Origin of the sequence: Atopomonas hussainii (assembly GCF_900109735.1) — a bacterium.
In the GTDB taxonomy this organism is placed as follows: domain Bacteria; phylum Pseudomonadota; class Gammaproteobacteria; order Pseudomonadales; family Pseudomonadaceae; genus Atopomonas; species Atopomonas hussainii.
On record NZ_FOAS01000002.1, the window covers coordinates 244,966 to 271,650 of the forward strand.

General features: G+C 57.8%; 25 protein-coding genes and 1 tRNA gene. 16 read left to right on the forward strand and 10 right to left on the reverse strand.

Features of this window, described 5'->3' with window-relative positions; translation table 11 throughout:
- Nucleotides 1-98: 98 nt before the first annotated feature.
- The 8 genes from ppsA to BMX80_RS02835 all read left to right on the forward strand — a co-directional run bounded on the left by ppsA (nt 99) and on the right by BMX80_RS02835 (nt 8,034).
- A complete protein-coding gene (ppsA, locus tag BMX80_RS02800) occupies nt 99-2,471 on the forward strand; it encodes a phosphoenolpyruvate synthase (protein ID WP_074864836.1) in 2,373 nt (790 codons plus the stop codon).
- Nucleotides 2,472-2,569: 98 nt separating this feature from the next.
- Nucleotides 2,570-3,538, forward strand: a complete 969-nt coding sequence (locus BMX80_RS02805; RefSeq protein ID WP_074864839.1) for an alpha/beta fold hydrolase — start codon at nt 2,570-2,572, stop codon at nt 3,536-3,538.
- A gap of 30 nt (nt 3,539-3,568) precedes the next feature.
- Nucleotides 3,569-4,054: a ribonuclease E activity regulator RraA gene (gene rraA, locus BMX80_RS02810; protein ID WP_071871136.1), complete on the forward strand. Its 486-nt coding sequence runs from the start codon at nt 3,569-3,571 to the stop codon at nt 4,052-4,054.
- A 3-nt stretch (nt 4,055-4,057) separates the two neighbouring features.
- Nucleotides 4,058-5,050 (forward strand): zinc transporter ZntB, encoded by a 993-nt coding sequence (locus BMX80_RS02815; RefSeq protein WP_074864841.1) that lies wholly within the window; start codon nt 4,058-4,060, stop codon nt 5,048-5,050.
- An 87-nt stretch (nt 5,051-5,137) separates the two neighbouring features.
- Nucleotides 5,138-5,371, forward strand: coding sequence for a hypothetical protein (locus BMX80_RS02820; RefSeq protein ID WP_083394217.1), 234 nt, complete (start codon nt 5,138-5,140; stop codon nt 5,369-5,371).
- Between the two features lie 7 nt (nt 5,372-5,378).
- Entirely contained in the window at nt 5,379-6,203 is an 825-nt protein-coding gene (locus BMX80_RS02825; protein ID WP_071871138.1) for a mechanosensitive ion channel family protein, read from the forward strand.
- Between the two features lie 101 nt (nt 6,204-6,304).
- Entirely contained in the window at nt 6,305-6,901 is a 597-nt protein-coding gene (gene sigX / locus BMX80_RS02830; protein ID WP_071871139.1) for an RNA polymerase sigma factor SigX, read from the forward strand.
- A gap of 80 nt (nt 6,902-6,981) precedes the next feature.
- The gene (locus tag BMX80_RS02835) at nt 6,982-8,034 is read left to right on the forward strand and encodes an OmpA family protein (RefSeq protein ID WP_074864844.1); all 1,053 of its coding nucleotides are present in this window, start codon (nt 6,982-6,984) and stop codon (nt 8,032-8,034) included.
- A 313-nt stretch (nt 8,035-8,347) separates the two neighbouring features.
- Here the strand turns inward: BMX80_RS02835 and nhaD are convergent, their stop codons facing one another.
- Nucleotides 8,348-9,637 (reverse strand): sodium:proton antiporter NhaD, encoded by a 1,290-nt coding sequence (gene nhaD, locus BMX80_RS02840; protein ID WP_071871141.1) that lies wholly within the window; start codon nt 9,635-9,637, stop codon nt 8,348-8,350.
- Nucleotides 9,638-9,828: 191 nt separating this feature from the next.
- Here nhaD and prmB point away from each other — a divergent pair, with 191 nt between their 5' ends.
- The 5 genes from prmB to BMX80_RS02865 all read left to right on the forward strand — a co-directional run bounded on the left by prmB (nt 9,829) and on the right by BMX80_RS02865 (nt 13,819).
- Entirely contained in the window at nt 9,829-10,746 is a 918-nt protein-coding gene (prmB, locus tag BMX80_RS02845) for a 50S ribosomal protein L3 N(5)-glutamine methyltransferase (protein ID WP_074864847.1), read from the forward strand.
- A 72-nt stretch (nt 10,747-10,818) separates the two neighbouring features.
- The gene (gene aroC, locus BMX80_RS02850; protein WP_074864850.1) at nt 10,819-11,910 is read left to right on the forward strand and encodes a chorismate synthase; all 1,092 of its coding nucleotides are present in this window, start codon (nt 10,819-10,821) and stop codon (nt 11,908-11,910) included.
- Nucleotides 11,911-11,923: 13 nt separating this feature from the next.
- A complete protein-coding gene (locus tag BMX80_RS02855) occupies nt 11,924-13,078 on the forward strand; it encodes an MFS transporter (RefSeq protein ID WP_074864853.1) in 1,155 nt (384 codons plus the stop codon).
- Between the two features lie 9 nt (nt 13,079-13,087).
- On the forward strand, nt 13,088-13,624 hold the full coding sequence (locus BMX80_RS02860) for a cupin domain-containing protein (protein WP_074864855.1): 537 nt from the start codon (nt 13,088-13,090) through the stop codon (nt 13,622-13,624).
- 104 nt (nt 13,625-13,728) lie between these two features.
- A tRNA-Ser gene (locus tag BMX80_RS02865) sits at nt 13,729-13,819 on the forward strand.
- A gap of 56 nt (nt 13,820-13,875) precedes the next feature.
- On the opposite strand, the gene BMX80_RS02870 is transcribed toward BMX80_RS02865, so the two are convergent.
- Genes BMX80_RS02870 through BMX80_RS02880 form a run of 3 tightly spaced genes read right to left on the reverse strand, consistent with a single transcriptional unit; the run spans nt 13,876 to nt 15,616 of the window.
- Nucleotides 13,876-14,715: an SDR family oxidoreductase gene (locus BMX80_RS02870; RefSeq protein ID WP_074864858.1), complete on the reverse strand. Its 840-nt coding sequence runs from the start codon at nt 14,713-14,715 to the stop codon at nt 13,876-13,878.
- A 37-nt stretch (nt 14,716-14,752) separates the two neighbouring features.
- A complete protein-coding gene (locus BMX80_RS02875; RefSeq protein WP_074864860.1) occupies nt 14,753-15,151 on the reverse strand; it encodes a hypothetical protein in 399 nt (132 codons plus the stop codon).
- A gap of 12 nt (nt 15,152-15,163) precedes the next feature.
- The gene (locus BMX80_RS02880; protein WP_074864862.1) at nt 15,164-15,616 is read right to left on the reverse strand and encodes a hypothetical protein; all 453 of its coding nucleotides are present in this window, start codon (nt 15,614-15,616) and stop codon (nt 15,164-15,166) included.
- Nucleotides 15,617-15,808: 192 nt separating this feature from the next.
- On the opposite strand from BMX80_RS02880, the gene BMX80_RS02885 reads away from it, so the two are divergent.
- Nucleotides 15,809-16,828: an AraC family transcriptional regulator gene (locus BMX80_RS02885; protein ID WP_139213999.1), complete on the forward strand. Its 1,020-nt coding sequence runs from the start codon at nt 15,809-15,811 to the stop codon at nt 16,826-16,828.
- Between the two features lie 56 nt (nt 16,829-16,884).
- Here BMX80_RS02885 and folE read toward each other — a convergent pair whose 3' ends face one another.
- The 3 genes from folE to BMX80_RS02900 all read right to left on the reverse strand — a co-directional run bounded on the left by folE (nt 16,885) and on the right by BMX80_RS02900 (nt 18,593).
- Nucleotides 16,885-17,433 (reverse strand): GTP cyclohydrolase I FolE, encoded by a 549-nt coding sequence (folE, locus tag BMX80_RS02890; RefSeq protein ID WP_071871150.1) that lies wholly within the window; start codon nt 17,431-17,433, stop codon nt 16,885-16,887.
- A gap of 78 nt (nt 17,434-17,511) precedes the next feature.
- Complete coding sequence (locus tag BMX80_RS02895) at nt 17,512-18,081, reverse strand: Smr/MutS family protein (RefSeq protein ID WP_074864867.1); 570 nt, start codon at nt 18,079-18,081, stop codon at nt 17,512-17,514.
- 218 nt (nt 18,082-18,299) lie between these two features.
- On the reverse strand, nt 18,300-18,593 hold the full coding sequence (locus BMX80_RS02900) for a hypothetical protein (RefSeq protein ID WP_074864869.1): 294 nt from the start codon (nt 18,591-18,593) through the stop codon (nt 18,300-18,302).
- A gap of 210 nt (nt 18,594-18,803) precedes the next feature.
- Here BMX80_RS02900 and BMX80_RS02905 point away from each other — a divergent pair, with 210 nt between their 5' ends.
- Nucleotides 18,804-19,466: a class I SAM-dependent methyltransferase gene (locus tag BMX80_RS02905; RefSeq protein WP_074864872.1), complete on the forward strand. Its 663-nt coding sequence runs from the start codon at nt 18,804-18,806 to the stop codon at nt 19,464-19,466.
- Nucleotides 19,467-19,488: 22 nt separating this feature from the next.
- Here the strand turns inward: BMX80_RS02905 and BMX80_RS02910 are convergent, their stop codons facing one another.
- From BMX80_RS02910 to BMX80_RS02920, 3 genes are read right to left on the reverse strand one after another with little or no spacing between them, the layout of a single operon-like run.
- Entirely contained in the window at nt 19,489-21,972 is a 2,484-nt protein-coding gene (locus BMX80_RS02910) for a two-component system response regulator (protein ID WP_074864875.1), read from the reverse strand.
- Nucleotides 21,973-21,980: 8 nt separating this feature from the next.
- A complete protein-coding gene (locus BMX80_RS02915) occupies nt 21,981-22,406 on the reverse strand; it encodes a response regulator (protein ID WP_074864879.1) in 426 nt (141 codons plus the stop codon).
- Nucleotides 22,372-25,656, reverse strand: coding sequence for a transporter substrate-binding domain-containing protein (locus BMX80_RS02920; protein WP_074864882.1), 3,285 nt, complete (start codon nt 25,654-25,656; stop codon nt 22,372-22,374). Before BMX80_RS02920 ends, BMX80_RS02915 begins: the two co-directional genes overlap by 35 nt.
- A 140-nt stretch (nt 25,657-25,796) precedes the next feature.
- On the opposite strand from BMX80_RS02920, the gene BMX80_RS02925 reads away from it, so the two are divergent.
- Nucleotides 25,797-26,684 (forward strand): NAD(+) kinase, encoded by an 888-nt coding sequence (locus tag BMX80_RS02925; RefSeq protein ID WP_071871157.1) that lies wholly within the window; start codon nt 25,797-25,799, stop codon nt 26,682-26,684.
- The last annotated feature ends 1 nt before the right edge of the window (nt 26,685 follow it).

The following is a 26,685-nucleotide window of genomic DNA, read 5'->3' on the forward strand; positions in this document are numbered from 1 at the left end:
CGAATGGGCGGCATTGTTACTTATTTTGTCGCTATGAGCCACATTCACCACCGGGCCGTGCCGGGCCCGTTTTTCCAGATCCTAGGGGAGAGATCACCTTGGCAGATTACGTAGTGTCCCTCGATAAGCTTGGCGTGCATGATGTCGAGTACGTTGGCGGCAAGAATGCTTCACTGGGCGAGATGATCAGCAATCTCGCTAACGCTGGCGTTTCCGTACCCGGTGGTTTTGCCACCACTGCGCAGGCTTACCGTGACTTCCTCGAACAAAGTGGCCTGAATGATCGCATTCACGCGGCTTTGGATGCTCTGGATGTCGATAACGTTAGCGCGCTGACCAAAACCGGCGCCGAAATTCGCCAATGGGTAATGGATGCACCGTTCCCCGAGCAGCTCGACGCTGCCATTCGCAGCGCCTTCGCTGAGCTAGCGGGCTCCAACGGCAATCTGGCCGTGGCCGTGCGCTCTTCCGCCACCGCCGAAGATTTGCCCGATGCCTCGTTTGCTGGTCAGCAAGAAACCTTCCTGAACATTCGCGGCGTGGATAACGTGATCCGCGCGGTAAAAGAAGTGTTCGCCTCGCTGTTTAACGACCGCGCCATTGCTTACCGCGTGCACCAAGGCTTCGATCACAAGTTGGTCGCCTTGTCCGCCGGTATTCAAAAAATGGTGCGCTCGGAAACCGGCATGGCCGGGGTGATGTTTACCCTGGATACCGAATCAGGCTTCCGCGATGTGGTGTTTATCACCTCGGCCTATGGCTTGGGCGAAACCGTGGTGCAAGGCGCGGTTAACCCCGACGAGTTCTATGTGCACAAGCACGGCTTGAATGAAGGCCGCCCGGCCATTCTGCGCCGTAACTTGGGCAGCAAAGCGATCAAGATGATCTACGGCGACGAAGCCAAAGCCGGTAAGTCGGTGAAAGTGGTCGACGTCGACGCCGCCGAGCGCGCGCGCTTCTCGATCACCGATGCCGAAGTGGAAGCACTGGCCAAGCAAGCGCTGATCATTGAAAACCACTACGGCCGCCCGATGGATATCGAGTGGGCCAAAGACGGTGACGACGGCCAGCTGTACATCGTGCAGGCGCGCCCAGAAACCGTGAAAAGCCGTGCCAGCGCCAGCGTGATGGAACGCTACCTGCTGAAAGAAAAAGGCACTGTGCTGGTTGAAGGCCGCGCCATTGGCCAGCGCATCGGCGCCGGCAAGGTCAAGGTGATTCACGATTTGGCCGAGATGGACAAAATCCAGCCGGGCGACGTGCTGGTCTCCGACATGACCGACCCGGACTGGGAGCCGATCATGAAGCGTGCCAGCGCCATCGTCACCAATCGTGGCGGGCGTACTTGCCACGCGGCAATTATCGCGCGTGAGCTGGGTATTCCGGCGGTGGTCGGTTGCGGTAACGCCACTGAGCTGCTGCAAGACGGCCAAGAAGTGACGGTTTCTTGTGCCGAAGGCGACACCGGCATGATCTATTCCGGTCAGCTGAACTTCGAGCTGCGCACCGACTCGGTCGATGCCATGCCTGATCTGCCGTTCAAAATCATGATGAACGTCGGTAACCCCGACCGCGCCTTCGACTTCGCCCAGCTGCCTAACGAAGGCATCGGTTTGGCGCGTCTGGAGTTCATCATCAACCGCATGATCGGCGTGCATCCTAAGGCTCTGCTGAACTTCAACAGCATCCCGCAGGAGGTGAAAACCAGCGTCGAGCGCCGCATTGCCGGTTACCCGTCGCCGGTGGATTTCTACGTTGAGAAGCTGGTTGAGGGTATCAGCACCTTGGCGGCAGCCTTCTGGTCGAAGAAAGTCATCGTGCGCCTGTCGGACTTTAAGTCCAACGAATACGCCAACCTGATCGGCGGCAAGCTCTACGAGCCGGAAGAAGAAAACCCCATGCTGGGCTTCCGCGGTGCGTCGCGTTACATCAGTGAAAGCTTCCGTGACTGTTTCGAGCTGGAATGCCGTGCACTGAAGAAAGTACGCAACGAGATGGGCCTGACCAACGTCGAGATCATGGTGCCGTTCGTGCGCACCTTGGGCGAGGCGGAGCAAGTGGTTGACCTGCTGGCCACCAACGGCCTGAAGCGTGGCGAGAACGATCTGCGCGTGATCATGATGTGCGAGCTGCCGTCCAACGCCTTGCTGGCCGAAGAGTTCTTGGAGTTCTTCGATGGCTTCTCGATCGGCTCTAACGACCTGACTCAGCTGACTTTGGGTCTGGACCGTGACTCGGGCATCGTCGCGCACCTGTTCGATGAGCGTAACCCGGCGGTGAAGAAGCTGCTGGCCAATGCGATTCAGGCGTGTAACAAGGCTGGTAAGTACATCGGTATTTGCGGCCAAGGCCCATCGGATCACCCCGATTTGGCTAAGTGGCTGATGGAGCAGGGCATCGACAGTGTGTCGCTGAATCCTGACTCGGTGATGGAGACGTGGTTCTTCCTCGCTGGCGACAGCAAGGCCTAAGGCGATTGCATGGCTGCACGCCCCAATCACTGTTTCCAAGATGCGGCAGGCGACCTAGCGTCGTCTGTCGCTTTCTTTTAAGCCGCAGAGTTCTCGGCATGCAAAGTAGTAGTGCGTTATTTCCTGTGACCCTGCACAGCGCCGAGCTGTGCGCAGGGCTGAATGAAGACGTGTATTTGCTCAAGCCCGGCAACAGCCCAGACCCTAGCGTTACGCTGGCGGTCACGCGGTTAAGCCATGGTAAGGGTGGCGTGCCAGTGATTTTGCTGCACGGCAGTTTTTCTAATCGGCGCTTTTGGTGCTCGCCGCGCGGCGTTGGCTTGGGCGCTATGCTGGCGCGTGAAGGCTTCGATGTGTGGATTGCGGAAATGCGTGGCCACGGCCTGTCACCGCGCAATCAGGCGTATAACAGCAATACCGTGGCCGATTACGCGCGTTACGATTTGCCGGCGATTGCCGCCTTTGTGATGGAGCAAACCGGTGGGCAGAAGCCACACTGGATTGGTCATTCCCTCGGCGGTATCACCTTGGCCGCAGCGATTGGTGGGGAATACCTGAGCGAGCATGAGGCGCACAGCGTGACCTTGTTTGGCGCACAAGTCAGTCGTGTGTACTGGCCGCTCAAGTTGCCGCCTGTTGCGTGGGGTAGCCGCTTTGTGCTCAAGCGCTTAGGCATGATTCCCGGCCGGCGTTTAAAGCGCGGCCCAGAAGATGAGCCGCTCGGTTTGGCGTTAGAAACGCTGCGCTGGCATCAGTTATTTGGCCGCTTTGGTGATGCCGACAAAGATTGGTGGTTTGGCTTAAGCCAAGCCAAGGTGCCACTTTTGGCGGTGGCTGGCGAGGGCGATCATCAAGACCCGGCTTGGTGCTGTCGCAAGCTGGCGGAGCAATACGGCGCCACGCCACGTTACTTTTTAAGTTTGGGCAAGTCGGCCGGTTTTAGTCATAACTTTGGTCATGTCGATATGCTGATCAGCAAGGCGGCGCAGGAAGAGGTGTGGCCCTTGGTCTGCCATTGGCTGCGCGAGCAAGACAGCCCGCACAGTGCCGCGCAAAGACTCGACTGACCCACGACGATTTTTTAGAGGAGAGTAATCATGCAATACGTAACCCCAGATCTGTGCGACGCCTACCCAGACGTGAATGTGGTTGAGCCGATGTTCGGTAACTTCGGTGGTCGTGATTCCTTCGGCGGGCAGATCGTTACCGTTAAATGTTTTGAAGATAACTCGGTGGTCAAAGAGCAAGTTGACCAAGACGGTCGCGGTAAAGTCATGGTGGTGGATGGCGGCGGTTCGCTGCGTCGTGCGCTGCTGGGTGACATGCTCGCCGAAAAAGCCGCTAAAAACGGCTGGGAAGGCATCATCGTTTATGGCTGCATTCGCGATGTGGATGTCATCGGGCAAACCGATCTGGGCGTGCAAGCGCTGGCGACGCACCCGATGAAAACCGACAAGCGTGGCATCGGCGATTTGAATGTGCCGGTTACCTTCGGCGGCGTGACCTTCAAGCCGGGTGAATACGTGTATGCCGATAACAACGGCATTATCGTGTCGCCCACCGCGCTGAGCATGCCGGAATAAACCATGGTAGACGCGCCGCAAGACAGTGGCTTGATCTTTGGCGGCGTGCTCGACGGGCGCGGTGGCTTTCTGCGCATGCTAGAAAGCCTGCCCGATCGGCACACCGAGCAAGCGACTGACGAACACCTGTGGTTGCATCTAGAACGCACCCATGTGGCGGCGCAGCAGTGGCTGTATCAGCACAGCGGCCTTAACGAATACGTGTGCGAGCTGCTGCTGGAAGAAAACACCCGCCCACGCTTGGTCAAGGTGGGTGACGACGCACTGCTGCTGTTCTTGCGCGGGGTGAACTTAAACCCCGGCGCCGACATGGAAGACATGGTCAGTCTGCGCATTTACGTTGATCGGCATATGTTGATCACCCTGCGCCATCGGCCGCTGCGCGCCGCCGTGGATACCCGCGAAATGCTTGACGCTGGGCGTGGCGCGCGCGATCTCAGTAGCCTGTTGTTGGATTTGACCGAGAACCTCAGTCAGCGTATCGACAGCAGTTTGCTGGAGGTCGAAGACAGTATTGATCGATTGGAAGATCAGGCCGATGAAAACTCGGCAGACTTTCACCGTCAGGTGCTCACCCCGCAGCGCCGGCGGGTGGCATCGCTGCGGCGTTTTCTCGGTCCGCAGCGGGATATCTTCAATCAGCTGCAAGAACTCGGCGGCGACTGGTTCACCCCGCAGCAGCACAAACGCTGGTATGAGCTGCACAATGACCTGACACGGCATGTGGAAGAGCTCGATTTGCTGCGTGAGCGCATCGGCTTTTTGCAGGAATTACAGCAGCGCTTTATGAGTGAGCGAATGAACCGCACCTTGTACCTGCTGGGTATTATCAGTGCGCTGTTCTTGCCGCTGGGCTTTGTCACGGGGCTGTTGGGTATCAACGTTGGCGGCATGCCTGGTGCGGAAAGCCCGTGGGGCTTCTGGATTGCTCTCGGCCTGATGCTGACATTAAGTGCTGTGCAGCTGATCGTCTTTCGTCGCTTACGCTGGATTTAAGCAAAACCCTACCTATGGCGCTGCGGCAATGTGACGCGGCGGCGCTGTTTATCGTCAATATCGCGGATTTCAACGAGGAAATTTCAGGTGGATCCTTTCGAAGCGTCGCTGCGCGAGCTGATGGGCAAAGACAGTGAATCGGTCGAGGTTGAAGACCGCCGTTTGCACCAAGTGTTGCGCAAAGCTAACCGACAAAGCGGTTTTGCCGACCTGCTGGAAATGCTCGGGCACGCCATCGAAGCCTTGCTGATCGGCGTGACGCACGCCTCATCCACCATGAAGAAACAGTCGTCCGCACCTCAGGACACGAATAAGGAGTAAGCGAGCCATGCCGCTGGATATTTGGACTCAAGGTCTGGTTTCTGCCATGAGCACCCTGTGGGGCAAGATTGCTGGGTTTATCCCCAATTTGCTCGGTGCTGTGGTGCTGGTGATTCTGGGCTTCGTGGTGGCTAAGTTGCTCGATGCACTAATCACCAAAGTGCTGGCCAAGCTCGGGCTCGACCGCCTGATGGCGGGCACAGGTGTCGATAAACTGCTTAAGCGCATCGGCATTGGTCTGCCGGTATCGGCACTCACTGGCAAAGTCATCTACTGGTTTATCGTGCTGGTGTTTGCGGTGTCGGCCGTTGAAGTGCTCGGCCTTGATCGCGTTTCCAGCATGCTCGATGGCGTGGTGCTGTATTTGCCCAAGTTGTTCTCCGCCGCTTTATTAATGCTCGGTGGTTTCTTGTTGGCGCACTTGGTCTACAACGTCGCTAAAGGTGCTGCTGAAGGCATAGGCTTGGATTACGCCCATGCAATGGGCCGGTTAAGCCAAGGCTTGGTGCTGATCATCAGTATTTCTGTGGCGATTAGCCAACTGCAGATTAAAACTGAGCTGCTGAACTTGGTCATTGCCATTGTGTTGGTGACTGTCGGTTTGGCCGCCGCGCTGTCGATAGGTTTAGGTAGCCGCCAAGTCGCTAGCCAGATTCTCGCCGGTATTTATGTGCGCGAGCTGTATGAAGCTGGCGATCAGATTTCTCTGGATAATGTCGAAGGCGAGATTGAAGAGATCGGCACGGTGAAGACCATTATTTTGCTGGCCTCGGGAGAGCGGGTTACGTTGCCCAATAGGGCACTGTTGGAAAGCAGCGTAAAAAGTCGCTGAAGACGGTTGCAAAAGCAGCCATAATTCCCTAATTTACGCCGCCAAATAAGACACCCAAGGTGCCTAGGGCGGCGTTCATCGCCAGCGACTAGTAGAGCGTCTTGAAAAAGTCTCACCCACTTTCTCTGCGATATAACCCTCGTGAGCTGTCCGACGAGGAGTTGGTTGAGCGGGCCAACGCAGAGCTTGTCCATCATGTGACGACCGCTTACGAAGAGCTCATGCGCCGTTATCAGCGCGTACTCTTTAGCGTCTGTGTGCGTTATCTCGGTAATGAGCGTGACGCCGACGACGTGTGTCAGGAAGTGATGCTGAAAGTCTTCCATGGTTTAAAGCACTTCGAAGGGAAGTCGAAGTTCAAAACTTGGCTGTACAGCATCACCTATAACGAATGCATTACTCAGTACCGTAAAGAACGCCGTAAGAGGCGCTTGGTCGAGGCCTTAAGTTTAGAGGCCGATGACGACGAGCCCGGCGAAGAAATTGCGCCGCTCACCCTTGAGCGCGGCGGGCTGGATAGATGGTTAGATCAGGTCAATCCGATTGACCGAGAGATTTTAGTGCTGCGTTTTGTCGCTGAGCTTGAGTTTCAAGAGATCGCCGACATCATGCACATGGGGTTGAGTGCGACTAAAATGCGCTACAAGCGCGCACTCGACCGCTTACGCGATAAGTTTGCCGCGCAAAACGTGGACTAGGAGTCTCACGCGAGCGGCAGGCTTGGGCGGTACCGGCGCTGCATGTGGCAGTGCCGTGTTTAACTTGAGAGGGGAAACACATGAAACTGAAAAGCACCCTTGGCTTGGTAATCGGTTCGCTGGTTGCCATGTCCTCCATGCCTGTACTGGCTCAGGGCCAGGGCGCAGTGGAGATGGACGTTTTTGCCAAGCGTTATTTCTCGGATAGTTCTCGCGACATCACCAACGGCAACCTGTACGGCGGCAGCCTGGGTTACTTCCTGACCGAAGACCTGTCCCTGAGCCTGAATCACGGTGTGTTCAAGAGCCTAGAGTCCAACGACACTCTGGCTGGCGAGAGCAACAAAGAGAAAGTAAACGGCCACCAAACTGGCCTGGAAGCGGTTTACCACTGGGGCATCCCAGGTCCGCGCGCGCTGCGTCCGTATGTTTCCACCGGTTTCGCCCATCAGGAACTGGATAACACTTACACCCGTGGCGAAGACACCACCACCCTGTACACCTTGGGTGCCGGCGTTAAGTACTACCTGAGCGAAAACGTCATGCTGAAAACCGGCGTTGACGTGCTGCACGGTCTGGACAACGGCCAAACTGAGTGGATGGCTGGCGTAGGCCTGGGCATCAACCTGGGCGGCGCTAAGCCGGCTGCACCGGCACCTGCTCCGGTTGAAATGTGCACCGACAGCGACAACGACGGCGTGTGCGACAACGTCGACAAGTGCCCGGACACTCCGGCTAACGTGACTGTAGACGCTGACGGCTGCCCGGCTGTGGCTGAAGTAGTACGTGTTGAGCTGGACGTTAAGTTCGACTTCGACAAGGCTGTGGTTAAGCCGGAAAGCTATCAGGACATCCAGAGCCTGGCAGACTTCATGAAGCAGTACCCGCAGACCACCACCACTGTTGAAGGTCACACTGACGCCGTGGGTAGCGATGCTTACAACCAGCAGCTGTCTGAGCGCCGCGCTAACGCCGTGCGTGAAGTACTGGTTAACGAGTACGGTGTAGAGTCTGAGCGTGTAGGCGCAGTAGGCTACGGCGAAGCTCGTCCGGTAGCTGACAACGCTTCCAACGAAGGCCGCGCGATTAACCGTCGTGTAGAAGCCGAAGTAGAAGCTCAGGCTAAGCAGTAATTCGCTAGTCGATAGGCAAAGCGCTGTGCGGTAGAGATTCTCTGCTGCGCAGCCAAGAAACCCGCGCACTGCGCGGGTTTTTTATTGCCGGTCGAAACAGCCGGCAAGAAAGTGGACGCAAGCTTGGTGTGTCAGGGTGATCTGACAGTCTTAGCGGTTACAGGGCTAGTACAGGTATGCAGCGGCGCTCTAGGGCCGTCATGTGCAGCGTTGGTGGGGATTTAATCGCTAAAAAACGCCGCGTATCACTTGGATAACGCGGCGTTTTTTATGACTAGGGCGGAGCGTAGAGACTGATTAAGGCAGTGCGCTATCAGTACAAGCCGAAGAACTTAAACTGCAACCACCATACGCCCAGCGAGCCTAAGAAGTTGACCAGAATTGCCGGTAAAAACTTCAGGTGCACGCCGAAGGTGTAACTCTTGTCCAGCGCCATGGCCATGATGCCAGCAGCAGAACCGACCACCGTTAACGAACCGCCGATGCCCACCATCAAGGCGTTCAGCGCCCATTGGTCTAGCCCAAGGTCGGGGCTGGACATCAACGCTGCGGCCTCTACCGGCACGTTATCCATAATTCCGGAAATAACGCCGAGAATGACGTTCACCAGTGTCGGGTCAAACAGCTCAAACAGCTTGGAGATGTACGACAGCCAGCCCACGTGGTTCAAGCATGACACCGCGGTGATGATGCCAATAAAGAACAGCAGGGCGTTCCATTCCACTTTTTGCAGCTGGTCTTGCCACGGCAGCTCAATGCCGCGATGACTCAACACCCAAGCCCACAACGCCACAAAGCCTAAGCCAATGCCGGTGGCGAACTCGATATCCACGTGCAAGGTCACGTTGGCCGTCACGGCAAACACGATGGCGGTCAGGCCAACCACCGCAATGCTGGCGCCGCCGGGCTTAAGGGCAGAGTCTTCGCCTTCAATTTCGCGAATCAGCTGTTGGTTCTTCAGTGGGCGCATGTAGAAGAACTGCAGGGTGAGGGCAAACAGCAGCCAGCCAATCAGCGCTGAAGGAATCAACAGCAATAAACCTGCAAGGGAGATCTTGCCGGCCAGCACAATCATCAGCGACGTCGAGGTGCCTAAGAACCATACGCCGGTGTTGGAGGCCACCACGATGTTGCACAGCGATACATGGGTGTAGCGCTCGTTGATTGAGATGTTCTTGATCGACTTGCCGAAGATCATCGCCGTGGTGAAGTTGTTGATAAACGGCGACATCAGCGCAGACAACGCGCCGGTGGCCCAAAACATGCCGCGAGCGCCGAGGCCTTTTTTCAATAGATAGCCGTTGAGTGCGGTAAACACGTTCCGCTCATTGAGTAACTCAACGATCATCCACATAAACGCCATGAAGGCGATCAGGCCAAACAGCTCGGTTTTGATGTGCTCTTGAGCTTCGGCAAACAGCTGAAAGCCATTTGGGTCGTTGAGCATGTAATGCAGGCCGATCACTACTAGGCCAGACATCATGAACATGGCGGGCTTGAACTTATCCATTTCAAGCTGGGCTTCGAACATGATCAAAGCCATACCAATAAGGAATATCACCAGCACGGCGATGCCAGTGAACGAGAAGGGTTCGATAAGCATGGTGGGAGGGGCTCGGGGAAGGTTGACGTAAGGGTCAGAAAGTGGTGCGCCATTATCGTGCAACAAAATGTTTCCAGCTATGGGGCTTGCTCTGTTTTGGCGCCTTTTTTTGTTGCGAACGCGCCACAATTGGCCGCCTGTGTTGGCGGTTTTTTCGGTAACATGCGCTCTTTTTACCTGCAGAGGTGCTTATGTCTGCCAGCCGCCTGCTAACCCTGCGCGACCATATTCGTTTTGCCGTTAGCCAGTTTCATCAGCACGAGCTGTTTTTCGGTCACGGCACCGACAATGCTTGGGATGAAGCCCGTCAGTTGGTCTTGGGCGCACTGAATCTGCCGTGGCAGATCAACGACAGCTACCTCGATTGCCGCCTCGAAGAAGACGAAGCCGCGCATTTGCGCGAGCTGTTCCGTCAGCGTATTGAGCAGCGCGTGCCAGCGGCTTATCTGCTCAACGAAGCGTGGTTCTGTGGCTTGTCGTTCTATGTCGATGAGCGCGTGCTGGTGCCGCGCTCGCCGATTGCCGAGCAGATCGAACAAGGCTTTAGCCCGTGGTTGGATGAAGCGCCGCTGCGTGTGTTGGATTTATGCACGGGCTCTGGCTGCATCGGCATCGCCTGTGCCGACATGTTCCCTGAAAGCGAAGTGGTGCTGGCGGACTTGTCCTTCGACGCGCTGGAAGTGGCCAACATCAATATCGAGCGCCACGGCTTAGAGTCGCGGGTATTTACCGTGCAGGGCGATTTGCTGGAAGGCTTGCCGGGGCAGAAATTTGATCTGATTGTGTCGAACCCGCCCTATGTAGACGCCGAAGACTTGGCCGATATGCCCGCTGAATACCACCACGAACCGGCCATGGGGCTGGGCGCCGGTGACGATGGCTTGCTGATTGTGCGGCGCATTTTGGCTCAAGCAGCCGATCACCTAAACCCGCACGGTGTGTTGGTGGTTGAGGTGGGCAATTCGCAGGTGCATGTCGAGGCGACGTACCCCGAGGTCGACTTCACTTGGCTAGAGTTCAGCCAAGGCGGGCACGGTGTGTTCTTGCTCACCGAGCGTCAGTGCCGTGAGCACCAAGCGCTGTTCAAGCAGCGAGTGGCACAAGCCTAAGGGTTAAATCCGTTATACTGCGCGGCCCTCAGCGGTGCGCTGAGTTTGTTTTTGCTTTTTGGGAGTGTGGCTATGTCTGGCAATACCTTCGGCAAACTGTTTACGGTGACCTCCGCCGGCGAAAGCCACGGCCCTGCGCTGGTAGCGATTGTCGATGGTTGCCCACCGGGCATCGAGCTGAACCTGGCGGATTTGCAACGTGATTTAGATCGCCGCAAGCCCGGCACCAGCCGCCACACCACCCAGCGTCAAGAAGCCGATGAGGTGGAAATTCTCTCCGGTGTTTTCGAAGGTAAAACCACCGGTTGCCCGATTGGCCTGCTGATTCGTAATACCGATCAGAAGTCCAAAGACTACTCGGCGATCAGCGAGCTGTTCCGTCCGGCGCATGCCGATTACACCTATCACCACAAGTACGGTCTGCGCGATTACCGTGGCGGCGGCCGTAGCTCAGCGCGGGAAACCGCCATGCGCGTAGCCGCCGGTGCCATCGCCAAGAAAGCCTTGGCGGGCCTTGGCATTCAGGTGCGCGGCTATATGAGCCAGCTGGGCCCGATTGAAATCCCGTTTAAAACCTGGGACAGCGTGGAACAGAACGCCTTCTTCAGCCCTGATCCGGACAAAGTGCCGGAGCTGGAAGCCTATATGGACCAGCTGCGCCGCGATCAAGATTCGGTCGGCGCGAAAATCACTGTGGTGGCTGAAGGCGTGATGCCCGGCCTAGGCGAGCCGATTTTTGATCGCCTCGATGCCGACTTAGCCCACGCGCTGATGAGCATTAACGCAGTGAAGGGCGTGGAAATTGGCGCTGGTTTCGCCTGCGTGGCGCAGCGCGGCACCGAACACCGCGATGAGATGACGCCGGACGGCTTTCTCTCCAACAACGCCGGCGGCATCTTAGGTGGCATTTCTTCCGGCCAACCGATTGTTGCGCACTTGGCGCTTAAGCCGACGTCCAGTATCACCACGCCGGGCCGCTCGATCGATATTCACGGCAACCCCGTCGAGGTGATTACCAAGGGCCGTCACGACCCGTGTGTGGGCATCCGCGCCACGCCGATTGCCGAAGCCATGATGGCCATCGTGCTGCTCGATCACCTGTTGCGTCACCGTGGTCAGAATGCCGACGTACAGGTAATTACCCCGGTACTGCCGCAGCTGTAAGCGGCACCGTGGCATGGCCAGCGTGCCGTATTGGCGGCTTTCGAATTTCTATTTCTGGTATTTCAGCCTGCTCGGCGCCAGCGCGCCGTTCTGGCCGCTGTTTCTTGAGCGCTTAGGTTTAAGCCCTGCGCGCATCGGCGAGCTGATCGCCATTCCCATGTTGATGCGCGTACTGGCGCCGAATCTGTGGGCCGCATTGGCCGATTATCGTGGCGAGCGTTTGCGCATTCTGCGTTTAGGCAGCGTGTGCACGCTGCTGTTCTTCGCCGGCGTGTTTATCGATCAATCCTTCTGGGTGCTGGCGTTGGTGATGGCGCTGCACAGTTTCTTCTGGCATGCGGTGTTGCCGCAGGCCGAAGTGATCACCTTGCACCACTTGGCCGAGCGCGGCGCGGATTACAGCAAAGTGCGCTTGTGGGGCTCGGTCGGTTTTATCGTCGTGGTGGTCGGCTTTGGTGGGTTGTTCGAGTACATCCCGGTGCTGTATTTGCCGCACTTGATGGCCGCCATCATGCTGATGATTATTCTCGCCGGTTGGCTGCTGCCGGCCCTACCGCCAGCGGTTGACAGCGCGCCACTGGCCAAAGGTACGCTGCGTGGCTTACTGCGCCAGCCGGCGATTTTGGCCTTTTATGCCTGCTGTTTATTGATGCTGGCCAGCCACGGCCCGTATTACACCTTTTTTAGTGTGTACCTGCAGACCCTAGATTACAGCCGCACCGCCATTGGTTTGCTGTGGGCCTTGGGCGTGGTGGCAGAGATTGCCGTGTTCTTGGTCATGGCGCGTCTGCTGCCGCGTTTTGGCTTGCGCCGGGTGCTACTTGGCTCGCTAGTGCTCGCGGTGTTGCGCTGGATCATGATCGCCGAATGGGCAGACCATATTCTCTGGCTATTGCTCGCTCAGTGCCTGCATGCGGCCACCTTCGGCACCTTTCATGCGGCGGCGGTAGCGTTTATCCAACAGCATTTCCCGTTGCAGCGACAAAGTACGGGGCAGGCCTTGTACAGCACCTTAGGGGGCGCGGGCGGGGCTTTAGGCGCATTGCTTAGCGGCTACGCCTGGGGCAGTCTGGGGGCGAGCACGACCTATTGGGGCGCGGCGGGTATCGCCTTGTTAGGTGTCTTGATTGCCGCGCGTTGGCTGTATCCCCGCGTTGAACACAGATAAGGAATGGCCATGAGCTTGTTGTATGTCTACCACGCCGAGCACCCCGAGCAGCCCTACAAGGTGCTCACCCATGCTGAAGATATCGTCGCCTTGCTCGCGCCGCAGGATATCCAGCTATCGCATGAGGCATTTACCCAACGCCTAACGCCCGGCATGCCGTTAGTTGCGTTGCAGCAAGCGCTGGCCGATGACTTGCCGCGCTGGCAAGCCGCGCAGCAGTGCGATGCCGTGGAGTTATTCAGTTTGGCCGGTCGCCCCGGCGAAGAGTCTGTTGCTCAGTTGCCACACGACGAGCGTGTTGGCGCTGGGCGCTGTGCTTATGGCGTCTTGGCCGGGCGTGCGTTGCTCACCGTACAGGTCGGTGCCGATGTGCTGGCGCTGGAGCTAGAGCGTGGTGATTGGCTGAACTTGCCAGCCGGCTGTGTGCACTGGCTGGATGCCGGTGAGTTTCCGCAGTTGATCGCCGTGCAGTTGCAGCAAACCGCTGCGCCGTTGGGCTACAGCGACAGCCAAGCGCTGCTGCGTTTCGCTCGCCTGGCCGACTAAGCCGGCGCGCGGTAAGCCAATGAATCGCTAGGAAAAAGTGTTTGCCAAGGGCAGGGGCTTCGGTTAAATTAGCGCGCCTTGTTGGGCAGCCCCCTGCAAGATTCGGTGAGATGTCCGAGTGGTTGAAGGAGCACGCCTGGAAAGTGTGTGTACGTTAATAGCGTACCGAGGGTTCGAATCCCTCTCTCACCGCCATATTGAAAAGCCCAGCTAACCAGCTGGGCTTTTTCGTTTCTGGCTTATTGCTTTGCTCAGTGAATGCCCGGCAAGCGGTTAAGGCTGAACTTACGGCTTAATAGTGTGCGGGTCAGTTCGCTGGGCAACAGTCTGGCCACGGCTGGCATGCTACGGCTGCCTTTGCCAATACGGATCAAGGCCTTGGGTTGATCCGTGTTGAGTTCGGTCAGCAAGGCAGCGGCAAAGTCGTCAGCAGCTGTGGCGTTGACTTGCGAAGCCTGTGCGCGGGCCATGATGCCGTCACGAATACCAGCGTATCGTGAGTGCGCGCCGAGCCACGCTTCGATACCACTGGCTGCCGAATCACCAAAGCTCGATTGGATAGCCCCCGGCTGCACGGTAATCACCTGCACGCCGAAGGGCGCCAGCTCCATGCGCAGGGCATCTGACAAACTGTGCAGCGCCGCTTTACTGGCGCAGTAGGCGCCGGCAAACGGCGTGGTGGGTACACCCGACACGCTGCCAATATTCACGACCAGCGGGCGTTGCGACTGTTGCAGCAGCGGGAATAACGCCTGCGTTAGCAGCACAGGGGCGACCACGTTGGTTTCAAATTGGCCGCGCAGTTGCTCGGCGGGCAACTCTATAACTGGGCCCATGGCCGAGATGCCAGCGTTATTGATCAGTATGTCGATGTGGCGAATGCCTTTTTCTGCCAGTTGCTCAAGCAGTGCGGCGCGGCTGGTTTCGCTGGTGACATCCAGCGCCACGGTTTGGCACTGCGGGCTCAAGCTTTCTAGGCTGCTTAGGCGCCGTGCGGTGGCGATTACCCTATCGCCGTGCGCGGCAAATGCGCGAGCTAAGGCGTGGCCAATGCCGCTGGAGCAGCCGGTAATTAAAACGCTTCTGGGCATGCGGGGTTTCCTAGGTTGGGGCGGCGCTGCTGGGCTTTTATTGCGCTTGGTGTTGCGCCTGAGGGTGATTTGCGCCGGGCTCTGCACCGGGTTCGGGCATCACTTCGCCGCCTTCAATGATCCACTGGGCGGGCATGCCGACGGTGCTGATCGCCACCGCAGCCGGCGTTAGTCCGCAGCCTTGGGCGGTGGCGGCAACCAACGCGCGCTTGAGCTTTTCCACCACGGCGTGAGTCCGTGTGCCGCCAATGCGTACGCCGCCCAAAATGCTCACTTCGATGCCGGCAGGGAGTGCCCAGTTATCGCTAAACACCACGTTGACGTAATGCGGTAGCGCGGTGGTGACGTGGCAGTGGGCTTGGGTAATCAGGGTGGCGACGCTTTGCCGCTGCGTGGCTGATAGCGGCGTGCGGCAGGCAAGGTTGTATAGGGGCATGCTAAGACTCCGTTACAGGTTGATACGCAGCTGGGCAAAACCGTTGGCGCGGCGGCTACGCAGCAAGTGATACAGGCTAGAGAGCAGAAAAGGCACGCGGCGAATGGGGCGCAGGCGCTGTCGGTGCTGGCTCAGGTAGGCATTAACCGTGCTGCTGTCGGCGCAGGTAACCATCAAACGGTTGATGTCGATGGCTAAAATCTTGGCCCAGCGCAGGGTGAAGGCCCACATGGCCGGCTCGCGAATGCGCTGTGCTAAGTCGTTTTCAACTTCGATCATGGCCAGATAAATGTCTGCCGGCTGCCCGGCCTGAAACGTTTGTCCGGCGGGTGTCAGCATCCAGACGATGGTGAGTCCCTTCGCGCTGCCGAAGTGTTCGGCGTACAGGGCGGTGAAAGCGGCTTGGCTTTGCAGGATCTGCGCCTTAGGCGTGTGAGCCGGCACAGTGCAGATGATTTTTGGCATCGTTGGCTCCTGTGGCTTGCCTTTGCGGGCGAGCGGTAGCGGGGGTGGTGCCTTTACTCTAGGCCGGCTGGGGTTGCTTGTTGATGTGCGCAGTGGTCACTTTTTGATAGTTGTGGCCAATGTGTCGGCGGTTGCCATCGGCCTGATTAACTTGATACTGATGGCCATGGCGAACAGCAGAAGGGGGTAAACGTGCCCAGTCGGCGTGGCGTTGGCAGTGTGCAGGTCATGATTGACTTGGCGCAGGAGCATGGCCTGAGTATCACTCAGTGCCTGCAGCAGACAGGTATCAGCCCGGCGCAGCTGGCGGACCCCACCACGCAGGTGGAGGCAAGCCAAGAGCTGCAAGTGATCGACAATTTGGTGCGCGCGCTGCCAGACGTTAAAGGCTTGGGGCTACAGGCCGGTATGCGCTATCAGCTGAGTACTTTGGGTATTTGGGGCTTTGCGATTATCAGCAGTGCTACGGTGCGCGCGGCGATTGATGTGGCGCTACGTTTTGCCGATTTGTCGTTGGTGCTGGCCAAGTACTCGCTGCACGAGAATGAAGATAGCGCCGAGTTTCACATCGATATCGCGCATATCCCCGCGCATTTGCGGCAGTTCGTTCTCGAACGGCAGTTTTTAATCACCTTGTTGCTGATTCGCTCGATGATGAGCGAGCAAATTATTCGCCCGCGCGATATTTATCTGACGGTCGACACGCTGCCGTTTACTCAGATGCCGGCGATTATTCAGGAGAGCCGTTTGCACTTGGGCGCCAGCGCCAACCGCTTGGTGTTTGATCGTGCGGTGCTGGATCGCGCCACCCCGCAAGCCAATGCAGCCACCGCGCAGTTTTGCGTGCGTCAGTGTGAGGAGTTGCTCGATCAGCGTAAGCAGCAGTCGGGCTTTGCTGGGCAAGTGCGCGCGTTACTCTTGGCACATATCGGCCAGATGCCATCGCTGCAGGCGGCGGCGCAGCATTTCAATATGAGCCCGCGCACCTTTCGGCGGCGTTTAGATGACGAGCAAGCCAGCTTTCGCGCGCTGCTGGAAGAAACCCGGGCGGGCGTGGCGATGGAGTTATTAGCCACCGCGCAGCTGAGTGTGGAGTCGGTGGCGGAGCGCATGGGCTATGCGGAAACCGCCAGCTTTATTCACGCCTTTAAGCGCTGGACGGGTAGCACGCCGGGTAAATACCGTGCTGCGCAGGCGCGCCTTTCGTCTTAGCGGGGGGCGTGAAGAAAGGGGGAAAGGGCTCGCACGGCGGCGAGCCCTTAAGGTACTTACTTGCCGATTAGGCTCAAAAACTCACTGCGGGTAGCTGGGTTGGCGCGCAGTTCGCCCAGCATTACCGAGCTGACCATCGACGAGTTTTGCTTCTCTACGCCGCGCATCATCATGCACATGTGCTGCGCTTCGATCACCACACCCACGCCCAGTGCGCCGGTGACTTGCTCGATGGCTTCGGCGATTTGTCGGGTGAGGTTTTCTTGAATTTGCAGGCGGCGGCCGAACATATCGACGATGCGCGCCACTTTCGACAGGCCCAGCACTTTGCCGTTAGGCAGGTAGCCCACATGCACCTTGCCGATAAAGGGCAGCAGGTGATGCTCGCACAGCGAATACAGCTCGATGTTCTTTACCAGCACCAGCTCGCTGTTGTCGGAGCTAAACAGCGCACTACCGACCACTTCATCCAGCGTTTGCTGGTAGCCGCGACACAAAAACTGCATGGCTTTAGCGGCGCGCTTGGGGGTGTCGAGCAGGCCTTCGCGCTGCACGTCTTCGCCGAGTTGAGTGAGGATGGCGCTGTAGTGTTGTTCCAGTGACATAAATCTTCAGTCTTAAAAAGGTGGATGCGCGGCAGGGTAGGCCGTTGCAGGCGGCTCGGCAAGGCTGAGCACGCCAGATTAGTCGTCGCGGCCGTCCATCATGTGGCGTTTCAGCAATACATAAATCGCCCCGGTGCCGCCGTGTTTAGGCAGGCACGAGGTAAAGCCGAGCACTTGCGGGTGCTGGCGCAGCCACGTATTCACGTGGCTTTTAATCAGCGGCTTGCGGCCATCTAAACGCGCGGCTTTGCCGTGGGTGACGCGCACGCAGCGCACTTCCAGCTTGGCCGCTTCGGCAAAGAAGTCCCAGAGGGTTTCGCGGGCTTTTTCCACGCTCATGCCGTGCAAATCGACACTGCCTTCAAAGCTGATTTGCCCGGTTTTGAGACGGCGCATTTGCCCGTCTTGCACACCGTCGCGGGCCCAGTAGAGGGTGTCTTCGGCATCGACATCGATAATGAACTGATCCGACAGGCCATCCACACGGGTGTTGCCGAGTTTGGCGGTGGCGTTGGCTTGGCGCACTTTGCGGGTGGCCGCATCGCTGTGCACTTTGCCGGTGTCGGCACGGTCGTGCTCGATGCGTTTAACGCCTTTTACGGCGGAGCGGAACAGGGCGAAATCGTCGCCGTCGTCTGGGTTTTGCATGGGTGAAAGCCTCCGCCGAGCAGTTTAACTGCCTTGTAATAGAGAGGCGAATAGAGAGGCGCATAGAGAGAGGCGAAGGAAACGCCGATGAAATTGGCGAACGGCGCAAGCGCAAGGCGCCCGGAGCGCAGCAGACGAGACATACCAAAAGGTAGGCGAGTCTGTGAGCACCGCGTAACGCTGTGATTGAGTCGTGCAGGCATTGCAGCGGTGTTTGCCTAGCGTAAATGCCGCGCTAGGGTGAGCGTCGGCAGTTGCTCAAGTCGGCGTTTGGCTATACGTCTAAGCCAATAGCCCAAGAGCAGCGGCGACAAGCTCAGTGCCGCCAGGGCACCGGCCGGGGCTAGGCTGCTAGGGAGCTGCTCGGGGCTGAGTTGCCAGGCCAGCTCCAGTAACAGCAGTAACGCACAGAGAGCGATGCACAGATGGCCCAACGCGGCTAACAACTGCCACGGCCAGCGTGCGGGTTGGCGAAATGCGAGTCGGGCGGTGCTGCCGAAATGGTCTTGCATGGGCTCACCTGGCCGGCTTCCCTGCTGGACTTGTCTAAGTGGGTGCATGAACGGATATGTGGCGCACGATGTTTGGCGTCAATTTCCCGCAGCATGCCGCGCACTCGGCTGTGGTTCTGTGATTAATGTGTCAGTTCTGCATGATCGGCTATGGTCATGGATGAAACTGTGACTGATCACCCTTACGCCTTAACGCCTTAGGAGAGCCCCATGAGTAACCGCACCTTAGTGCTCGATGACGCCCTCTACGATTACCTCTGCGGCGTGTCGCTGCGCGAAACGCCGTGGCAACGCCAGCTTCGCGAAGAAACCGCGACGCTAGAAATGGCGCGCATGCAAATTGCCCCAGAGCAGGGGCAGTTTATGGCCTTGCTGGTGAAGCTGATGGGCGCGCGGCAGATTATCGAAGTCGGCACCTTCACTGGTTATAGCGCCTTGAGCATGGCGCAGGTGTTGCCTGAAGACGGCAAGATCCTCTGCTGTGACGTTTCCGCCGAGTGGACGGCCATTGCGCAGCGCTACTGGCAGGCCGCCGGCGTGCAGCAACGCATTGAGCTGGTGCTGGCGCCGGCAGAAGAAACCTTATCGGCCAGGCTCAAGGCGGGTGGGGTCGGGCAATATGACCTGATGTTTATCGATGCCGATAAAACCGGCTATGCCGAATATGTCGAGCTGGGTTTGGCCTTACTGCGCCCCGGTGGTTTGCTGCTGTTGGACAACACCCTGTGGAGTGGCCGGGTGCTGGATGCGCACACCAGCGACTTAGACACCCGCGCTCTGCAGGCGCTGAATAAGGCGCTGTTGCACGACGAACGGATTGACCTGTCGCTGCTGCCGGTCGGCGATGGGTTAACCCTGTGCCGTAAACGCTAGTCGGCACAGGGTTTGTGCAGGTTTAGCCCGGTTGGCGGCTGAGAAACTGCTCGGCAAAGCACTCGGCCGGTATCGCCGGGCTAAGCCAGAAACCTTGGAATAGCTGAGCGCCCAAGCCACTTAAGTGCTGGGCCTGCTCGGCGCTTTCTACGCCCTCGGCGAGAATGTGCAAGCCCAGCTCGTTGGCCATGGCGATAATCGCACGCACTATGCTCGCGTCGCGCGGGCTTTCATGCAGACGCATGACAAAGCTGCGGTCGATTTTGAGTTTGTCCAGCGGCAGTTGGCTTAAGTACGCCAGCGAGGAGTAGCCAGTGCCGAAGTCGTCCACGGCGATACGCACGCCAAGGCCGCGCAGATTATTCAGCACGGCTAAGGTTTTCCTGCTGTTTTCTAATAGCCCTGACTCGGTGACTTCCAGTTCCAAAATATCCGCAGGTAAACCACTGTTGGCTAAGGTGTGCTGCACCTGCCTAAGTACAGGGGCAAGCTTTAGTTGTGCCGGCGAGATGTTGACCGCCATGGTTTGCAGCTTAAACCCCGCCTGTAGCCAGCGCTGGGCTTGCTCACAGGCTTGTTCAAGTACCCATTGGCCGATCGGAACGATCAGGCCGCTGTCTTCCAAAAGCGGAATAAACTCCGCTGGCCCCACGCTTTGGCCGTCTTTCGGTAGCCAACGTAGCAGCGCCTCAGCGCCTACCACTTTGCCATTATCGAGGCGCGCGAGCGGTTGGTAATACAGCTGGAATTCGTTGCGGTTTAACGCTTGGCGTAGGCGATTTTCTAGCGCCAGATGTTGGCGGGCTGCGTGACCATCGTCCTCGCGATAAAAAGTAACTTGCTGGCGTCCGCGCTGTTTGGCTTTATGCAGCGCCGTATCAGCATGCTCCAGCAAAAGCTCGGCGCTGATATTGGGGCTGCTTAAGCTGATGCCGATACAGGCGTGAACGTATTGCTCTTGTGTATCAAGCCGAAAAGGCTCTTCGCAGCAGGCGAGCAGCTCTTGCGCGCGCAGGGCTGCGTGTTCGGCTTGGCAGTGAGAAATTAGCAACACGAACTCATCCGAGCCTAAGCGACCTAAGGTTTCTTGCGCGTTAAGGCTGCGTTGTAAACGGCGGGCAAAGGTTTTCAGTAGCTGGTTGCCGTTGCGTTGGCCGAGGCTGTCGTTAATGCGGCTGAAGTTGTCTAAGTCCAAATGCAACACGGCTACGGCGTGATTGTCGTCCGGTGATTGGTGGGCCAGCTCCAACCAGTGCTCAAGGTGAGTGGTTAGCAGCAAACGGTTGGGCAGGTCGGTGAGGGCGTCGTAGTGGCTTAGGTGCTGCAGTTGCGATTGCGCTTGCTGCAGTTGGCTTAAATCGGTGTACACCGCCACGTAATGTTTGGGTAGGCCGTGATCGCCCAGAATGCGGCTGATGCTGACGCGCAATAAGCGCACTTGTCCGTCTTTGCTGCGGTTCCATAATTGGCCTTCCCAATGGCCTTGGTCCATCAGCGTTTGCCAGAGCTCTTGGTAGAAGTCGCCATCATGTAGGCCGGAGTTAAGCAATGAGGGGCGCTGGTCAATCAGCTCATCTTCGCAGTAGCCGGTTAGCTGGCACAGTGCAGGGTTAACGCTGCAAATCCGTTGGCGTAAATCTGTGATCAGAATGCCGTTGTGGCTGCTTTGAAAAGCTGCTGCTTGTAGTCGTAAATTTTGCAGGCTGTGTCGATGGGCGCGCTGCTCTTGCTGCAATTGATGGTCACGGCGCGCACGCTCCAGCAAGGCTGGTAACTCGAATAAATAAGCGGGGTGTTTGACCAGGTAGTCGCTAATGCCTAGGCGCAAGGCTTGGGCGGCGACGTCTTCATTACCTTGCCCGGTAATCAGCACCACCGGCAGATTAAGGCTGCCGTTGCTAAACAGCCGCTGTACCAGCTCAAGGGCATTTTCGCCGGGTAGGCGGTAGTCAATTAGGAGCACGTCAGGCTGCTCGCCTTCGGCTAAGCGCTGCTCGCACTCAAGACCACTGCGGCATACCTCAAGTTGCAGGTGCGGGGCGTGACGGCTGAGGTGGCGGTAGGTTAGGTCAATATCATGGGCGTCATGCTCGACATACAGCACGCGCAATTGTTTATCGCTAAAAGAGGCATGCCCTTGCTGGCGCAGGAGCGCCTGTTCCAGCAGCTGTGGCAAGCGCTCTAGATAGTCACCCCGTTTGCTGATGTAGTCGTTGGCGCCGGCTTTGAGGGCGCGCACGGCAGATTCTTCGTCGCCGTGCCCGGTGAGCATGACAATCGCTTGGGTGAAGTGTTGCGCGCGCAGCTCGAGGAGCAAATCCAGCCCGCTACCGTCGGGCAGGTGAATATCTAGCAGCAGCAGGTCGGCCTTCTGGCACGCTGGGTCTTGACGGGCTTGCTTTAGGCTATTGGCAACGTGCACTTGCCAATGTGGGCGCGCACGTTGGATGAAGCGGGTCACTAAGTCGCCATCGGTGCGTGAGTCTTCCAGCAAATACAGGTGCATGGCTGTCCCTAGTGGCAAGTTATATTGTGTTGGCCCCAAAAGCTGGCGATTTCGGCCAGCAGGCTACGCAGTTCGGCAAACTCCATGGGCTTTTGCAGATAGGCGTTAACGCCACTGCGATAAGCTCGTTTAATGTCGCAGTGCTCTTGCGACGACGACAACACCACCACGGGAATGTGCTCGGTCAGTGGTTGGGCGCGCAGCTCTTCCAGTAAGTCTAGGCCGCTTTCGCCGTGCAGGTTGATATCGAGCAAAATCAGCGCCGGCAGGGCTTCTTGGTTTTGCCATTGGGCGAACAGTTGCCGTGCTTGCGAGCACGAGGCGACCACCTGCAAGGCTTGCGCTTGCCCTAGGCGAGCGAAGGCGCGCTGGATCAGGTCGATATCCAGCGGGTTGTCTTCAATCAGCACGAAGTGCCGCATCGTCGGGCTCATGCTGGGGAATCCTCACAAAAAAGCTGCTGCCCAAGCCGGGGCGACTTTCGGCCCAAACCTGTGCGCCTAAGCGCTGCGCCGCTTTGCGCACGATGGCCAAACCAATGCCGGTGCCGGCGAATTCGGTTTGGCTGTGCAGGCGCTGGAAGATGTCAAAAATGCGCGTGTTGAACTTCATGTCAAAACCAATGCCGTTGTCCTGCACGCGCAGGGTGAAATGGCCGAGGTCATGGCGGGCGCTGATGGTGATTTTTGGCGGCATCTCGGGCTGTTGGAACTTCAGCGCGTTGTCGATCAGGTTGCTAAGAATTTGCTTAAGGCAACGTGCATCGCTGTGCAGGTGGGCATCGTGCAGGTGCAGCACTATTTCTGCCTGCGTTTGCTCAATGCGCGGTTGGTAGGTGGTGAGTACGTCATCCACCAAGGCCGCTAAGTCGATGTCGTTGAATTGCAGCTCTTGCCGTTCGGTGCGCGAATAATCGAGCAGGTTGTCGATCAGCTCGCTCATCTGCCGCGCGCTGCTGTCGATGGTTTGCACAAAATGCAGACCTTCGCTATTGAGGTGGTCGGTGTGGTCTTCGAGCAGTAACTGGCTGTAGCCCTGAATGGCGCGCAGTGGCGCTTTGAGGTCGTGCGAGACGGAGTAACTAAAGCTGCGTAGCTCTTGGTTGGCGTGCTCAAGCTCGGCGGTGCGCTGCGCAACGCGGTTTTCTAGCGTGGTATTGAGCAGGCGCACATGCTCTTCGGCTTTTTTTAGCTCGCTGATTTCACGAGAAATGCCAAACACGCCGCGCACTTCACCATCCAATAACAGCGGACCTTTGGTGGTGAGAAAAATGCGCCGTCCGTTAGGTGTTTGCACCGGCTCCTCAAAAGTACGAGCTTCGCTCAGTTGCATAAAGTGCTGATCGTCTTGACGGTATTGCTCGGCCAAATCGGCGGGGAAGAGTTCGTAATCGGTGCGGCCAATTAGTTGCTCGGGGTTAAGGCCGGTGAGCTCGCACAAGGCGCGGTTGGCAATCAGGTAATGACCTTGCTCGTCTTTGACAAAAATGCAGTCGATGGAGCCTTCGATCAGTGCGGTCATCAGTTGATGCAGGCGGCGGTATTCCTGCTGTTGCCGGCGAATTTCATCCAAATCATTGAGGGTGAGGATGATGCGCGGCTTGCGGCTGCTGTGATCGAGTTCGGCGCACAGCCCAACCCAGTGTTCGCCGTCGTCGAGAAATAAAGGGTATTCCGTGTTGAGGGCATGGCCATTCAGGCAGGCTTGCCAGTCGAGCTGAAAACGTCGGCGGTCATCGGGGGATAAGCGGCTATGTAGCTGCTCTAGACTGAGCGGCTTGTTGGCCGGGCATTGCAGAATGCGACAGGCCTCATCACTGAGCTCGAACTGTTGTGTGTGCGGGTAATAAACCCCGCTACCAACCGCGGCAACGTGCTGCGCTCGGCGGAGCATTTCCGTTTGATCGCGCAGGGCGTCTTGCACCTGCTCGCGCTGGCGTACTTCGTTGATCATTAGCTCTAAGGTTTTCTCGCGGCCTTCTAGCAGGGCTTGTTGCGCACGGTGCTGTGCCTGAATGCGTTGGTGCAGACGGCGATTCCACAGCATGGCGATAGCAAAAAGGGTGATTGCCAGCCCCCCGCCGATACCGGCCCATAGCAGTATGGTTTCGGCGCCTAAACCGTACTGTATGGGCGGAGTGAACCACTGGTTGCGAATGCGGCTGTGCTCTTCGTCGGCAATACGGCTGAAGAGTTGGTTGAGCAGTTCCTGTTGAGTTTGCCAGTCGTTGCGCATCAGCATGCGTAAGCGCAGACGCTTGGGCAGAGCGCCGGCGACCCTTAATTCGCTGTAACGGCGTTGCTGTAACAGGGGCACGGCGATGGCTGCGGGTAACACCGCCACGCCTTGTTGCCCATTGAGCAGGCTATCGAGCGCGGCACGATTGTTTTGCATGCGGATCACGTTGGTGGTGATTTCGCCGCTTTTTAGCCAGCGGTCGGCCATGCTGTCGGCCCGCACGATGACCGGCTGTTGGCCCAGATTGCTGGCGCTGTAGGTGCCGCTGTCATCGCGCGTGGTGATTAACAGCAGTGGCGTGTCGAGGTAGCTGCGGCTGGCCAGTAAATCGCTGGGCGTTTTGGGGTCATACCACGCGCTGATAAGGTCGATCTTGCCGGCACGTAGTGCCTCTAGCAGTTCGTCAGGGCTATCGGCGCCGTGCAGCTCGATCAGCTGGTCACTGCTGTCGCGCAGTTTTTCTAGGTAGGCACTGGCTAGGCCGCGGTGGTAGTCCGGAGGGGTAAAGCTTTCATAGGGCTCTTGCTGATTGAGCACCCCAACACGCACGGTAGGGTGTTGCTCTAGCCAGGTTTGTTGTGCGGCACTGATGCCAGCGGGGATCTGCTCTAGGTGCTCGTATTTGATGGGCACCCACTTTTGAAAAATCGCTTGGCGTTGTTGTGGGTCGATATGGCTGAGTGCGCGGTCGAGCAGCCCATTGAGCACTGGCCAGTCTTTGCGCGTTGCCAGGCGCTGCCCGTTGAGGGCCATATCAAAGCCGGCATTGATCTTCAGATTGCTGAGGCCATGCAGGTTGATCAGGTGATGACTAACGCCGATGACGCCGACATATGCCTCTACCTCTCCCGCCGCTAGGGCATTAAGGCCATCAAGCGGGGTGTCAAACAGCTGGGCGTTGATTTTGGGGTGCCGCTCTAGCACCTCGTCAGTGGAGGAATAGCCTTTTACCAAGGCCACGGTGCCTTGCTCAAAATCGGCGCTGCTGCGAATTTTCGGCCGTTCGTCACGGGTGATGATGACCAGTGGCGTGGGTATGTAGATCTGGGTGAAGTTTAAGTAAGCGGTGCGTTCGGGGCGTACCACCGCAGTGGTGATGACATCGAGTTTGCGCTCTTGCGCGGCGCTAAGAATTTCCGGCCAGCTGAGGTTTGGCACAGGTTCAAAGCGTAACCCGGTGCTTTGACTGATTAGCTGCATAACATCGGCGGCAAGGCCTTGGAATGCCTGTTGGCTGTCAAAGAAAGCATAAGGCGCATAACCGGCGTCGACGCCTATGCGAATCACCGGATGTTCGCGCACAAAGGCCTGTTCTTCGTCACTTAACTGCAGCGTGGCAGCGCTGGTAAGGCCGCTGATTAGCCACACTATGAGGGCAAAGCTCAGCCGCCACGGCATGGGCCATGGAAGTACAGCGCGTGGGTATGCGCGTGGGCTGGCGCTCATACAGGTCCTTGGTCATGAGTCCTGTATTGAGTGTGGCTAATTTTTTTGAAATTGCCGCATTGGCTTTATCACCGCCTGCGGTTTGCCCCGGCCCTTGTGGCTGGCGGATAATTGCCGCACATCCCTCAAGGAAGCGCCCCATGGAGCAGTTTCGCAACATTGGCATCATCGGCCGTCTTGGCAGTTCGCAGGTGATTGAAACCGTGCGCCGGCTGAAGAAATTCCTCAGCAGTCGCGGCATTGCCATCATGCTGGATGAGCCCATTGCCGAGTTGTTGCCCGGTCACGGTATGCAGGTGTGCTCGAAAAAGATGATGGGCGAGATCTGCGACTTGGTGATTGTGGTCGGCGGTGACGGCAGCTTGCTCGGCGCGGCCCGCGCGCTGGCCCGCTACAAGGTGCCGGTGTTGGGGGTTAACCGGGGCAGTTTGGGCTTTTTAACCGACATTCGCCCCGATCAGCTGGAAGAAAAAGTCGCCGAAGTGCTCGATGGCCAATACACGGTGGAAAGCCGCTTCTTGCTCGAATGCGTGGTGCGCCGCGGCGAAACACCGATTGGCCAAGCTGATGCGCTGAACGACATCATCCTGCACCCCGGTAAATCGACGCGCATGATCGAGTTCGAGCTGTTTATCGAGGGGCAATTCGTCTGCAGTCAAAAGGCCGATGGCTTGATTGTCGCCACGCCGACCGGCTCCACCGCCTATGCGCTGTCGGCCGGCGGGCCGATCATGCACCCCAAGTTGGACGCCATGGTGGTGGTGCCTATGTATCCGCACACCTTATCCAGTCGACCCATGGTGGTGGACGGCAACAGCGAGCTGAAGATTGTCGTTTCGCACGATATGAGCATCTACCCGCAAGTGTCGTGCGATGGGCAAAACCATGTCACCTGCGCCCCCGGCGACACCATTACTATTTATAAGAAGGCGCAGAAGCTGCGCTTGATTCACCCGCTGGATCACAACTTCTACGAAGTGTGCCGTACCAAACTCGGCTGGGGCAGTCGCTTGGGAGGGCACGATTAGT

Coding starts and splice junctions, on each gene's coding strand:
- BMX80_RS02805 (WP_074864839.1), top strand. CDS start 2,570: ATGCAAAGTAGTAGTGCGTTATTTCCTGTGACCCTGCACAGCGCCGAG.
- rraA (WP_071871136.1), top strand. CDS start 3,569: ATGCAATACGTAACCCCAGATCTGTGCGACGCCTACCCAGACGTGAAT.
- BMX80_RS02815 (WP_074864841.1), top strand. CDS start 4,058: ATGGTAGACGCGCCGCAAGACAGTGGCTTGATCTTTGGCGGCGTGCTC.
- BMX80_RS02825 (WP_071871138.1), top strand. CDS start 5,379: ATGCCGCTGGATATTTGGACTCAAGGTCTGGTTTCTGCCATGAGCACC.
- BMX80_RS02835 (WP_074864844.1), top strand. CDS start 6,982: ATGAAACTGAAAAGCACCCTTGGCTTGGTAATCGGTTCGCTGGTTGCC.
- nhaD (WP_071871141.1), bottom strand. CDS start 9,637: ATGCTTATCGAACCCTTCTCGTTCACTGGCATCGCCGTGCTGGTGATA.
- prmB (WP_074864847.1), top strand. CDS start 9,829: ATGTCTGCCAGCCGCCTGCTAACCCTGCGCGACCATATTCGTTTTGCC.
- aroC (WP_074864850.1), top strand. CDS start 10,819: ATGTCTGGCAATACCTTCGGCAAACTGTTTACGGTGACCTCCGCCGGC.
- BMX80_RS02855 (WP_074864853.1), top strand. CDS start 11,924: ATGGCCAGCGTGCCGTATTGGCGGCTTTCGAATTTCTATTTCTGGTAT.
- BMX80_RS02860 (WP_074864855.1), top strand. CDS start 13,088: ATGAGCTTGTTGTATGTCTACCACGCCGAGCACCCCGAGCAGCCCTAC.
- BMX80_RS02870 (WP_074864858.1), bottom strand. CDS start 14,715: ATGCCCAGAAGCGTTTTAATTACCGGCTGCTCCAGCGGCATTGGCCAC.
- BMX80_RS02875 (WP_074864860.1), bottom strand. CDS start 15,151: ATGCCCCTATACAACCTTGCCTGCCGCACGCCGCTATCAGCCACGCAG.
- BMX80_RS02880 (WP_074864862.1), bottom strand. CDS start 15,616: ATGCCAAAAATCATCTGCACTGTGCCGGCTCACACGCCTAAGGCGCAG.
- folE (WP_071871150.1), bottom strand. CDS start 17,433: ATGTCACTGGAACAACACTACAGCGCCATCCTCACTCAACTCGGCGAA.
- BMX80_RS02895 (WP_074864867.1), bottom strand. CDS start 18,081: ATGCAAAACCCAGACGACGGCGACGATTTCGCCCTGTTCCGCTCCGCC.
- BMX80_RS02900 (WP_074864869.1), bottom strand. CDS start 18,593: ATGCAAGACCATTTCGGCAGCACCGCCCGACTCGCATTTCGCCAACCC.
- BMX80_RS02905 (WP_074864872.1), top strand. CDS start 18,804: ATGAGTAACCGCACCTTAGTGCTCGATGACGCCCTCTACGATTACCTC.
- BMX80_RS02910 (WP_074864875.1), bottom strand. CDS start 21,972: ATGCACCTGTATTTGCTGGAAGACTCACGCACCGATGGCGACTTAGTG.
- BMX80_RS02915 (WP_074864879.1), bottom strand. CDS start 22,406: ATGAGCCCGACGATGCGGCACTTCGTGCTGATTGAAGACAACCCGCTG.
- BMX80_RS02920 (WP_074864882.1), bottom strand. CDS start 25,656: ATGAGCGCCAGCCCACGCGCATACCCACGCGCTGTACTTCCATGGCCC.
- BMX80_RS02925 (WP_071871157.1), top strand. CDS start 25,797: ATGGAGCAGTTTCGCAACATTGGCATCATCGGCCGTCTTGGCAGTTCG.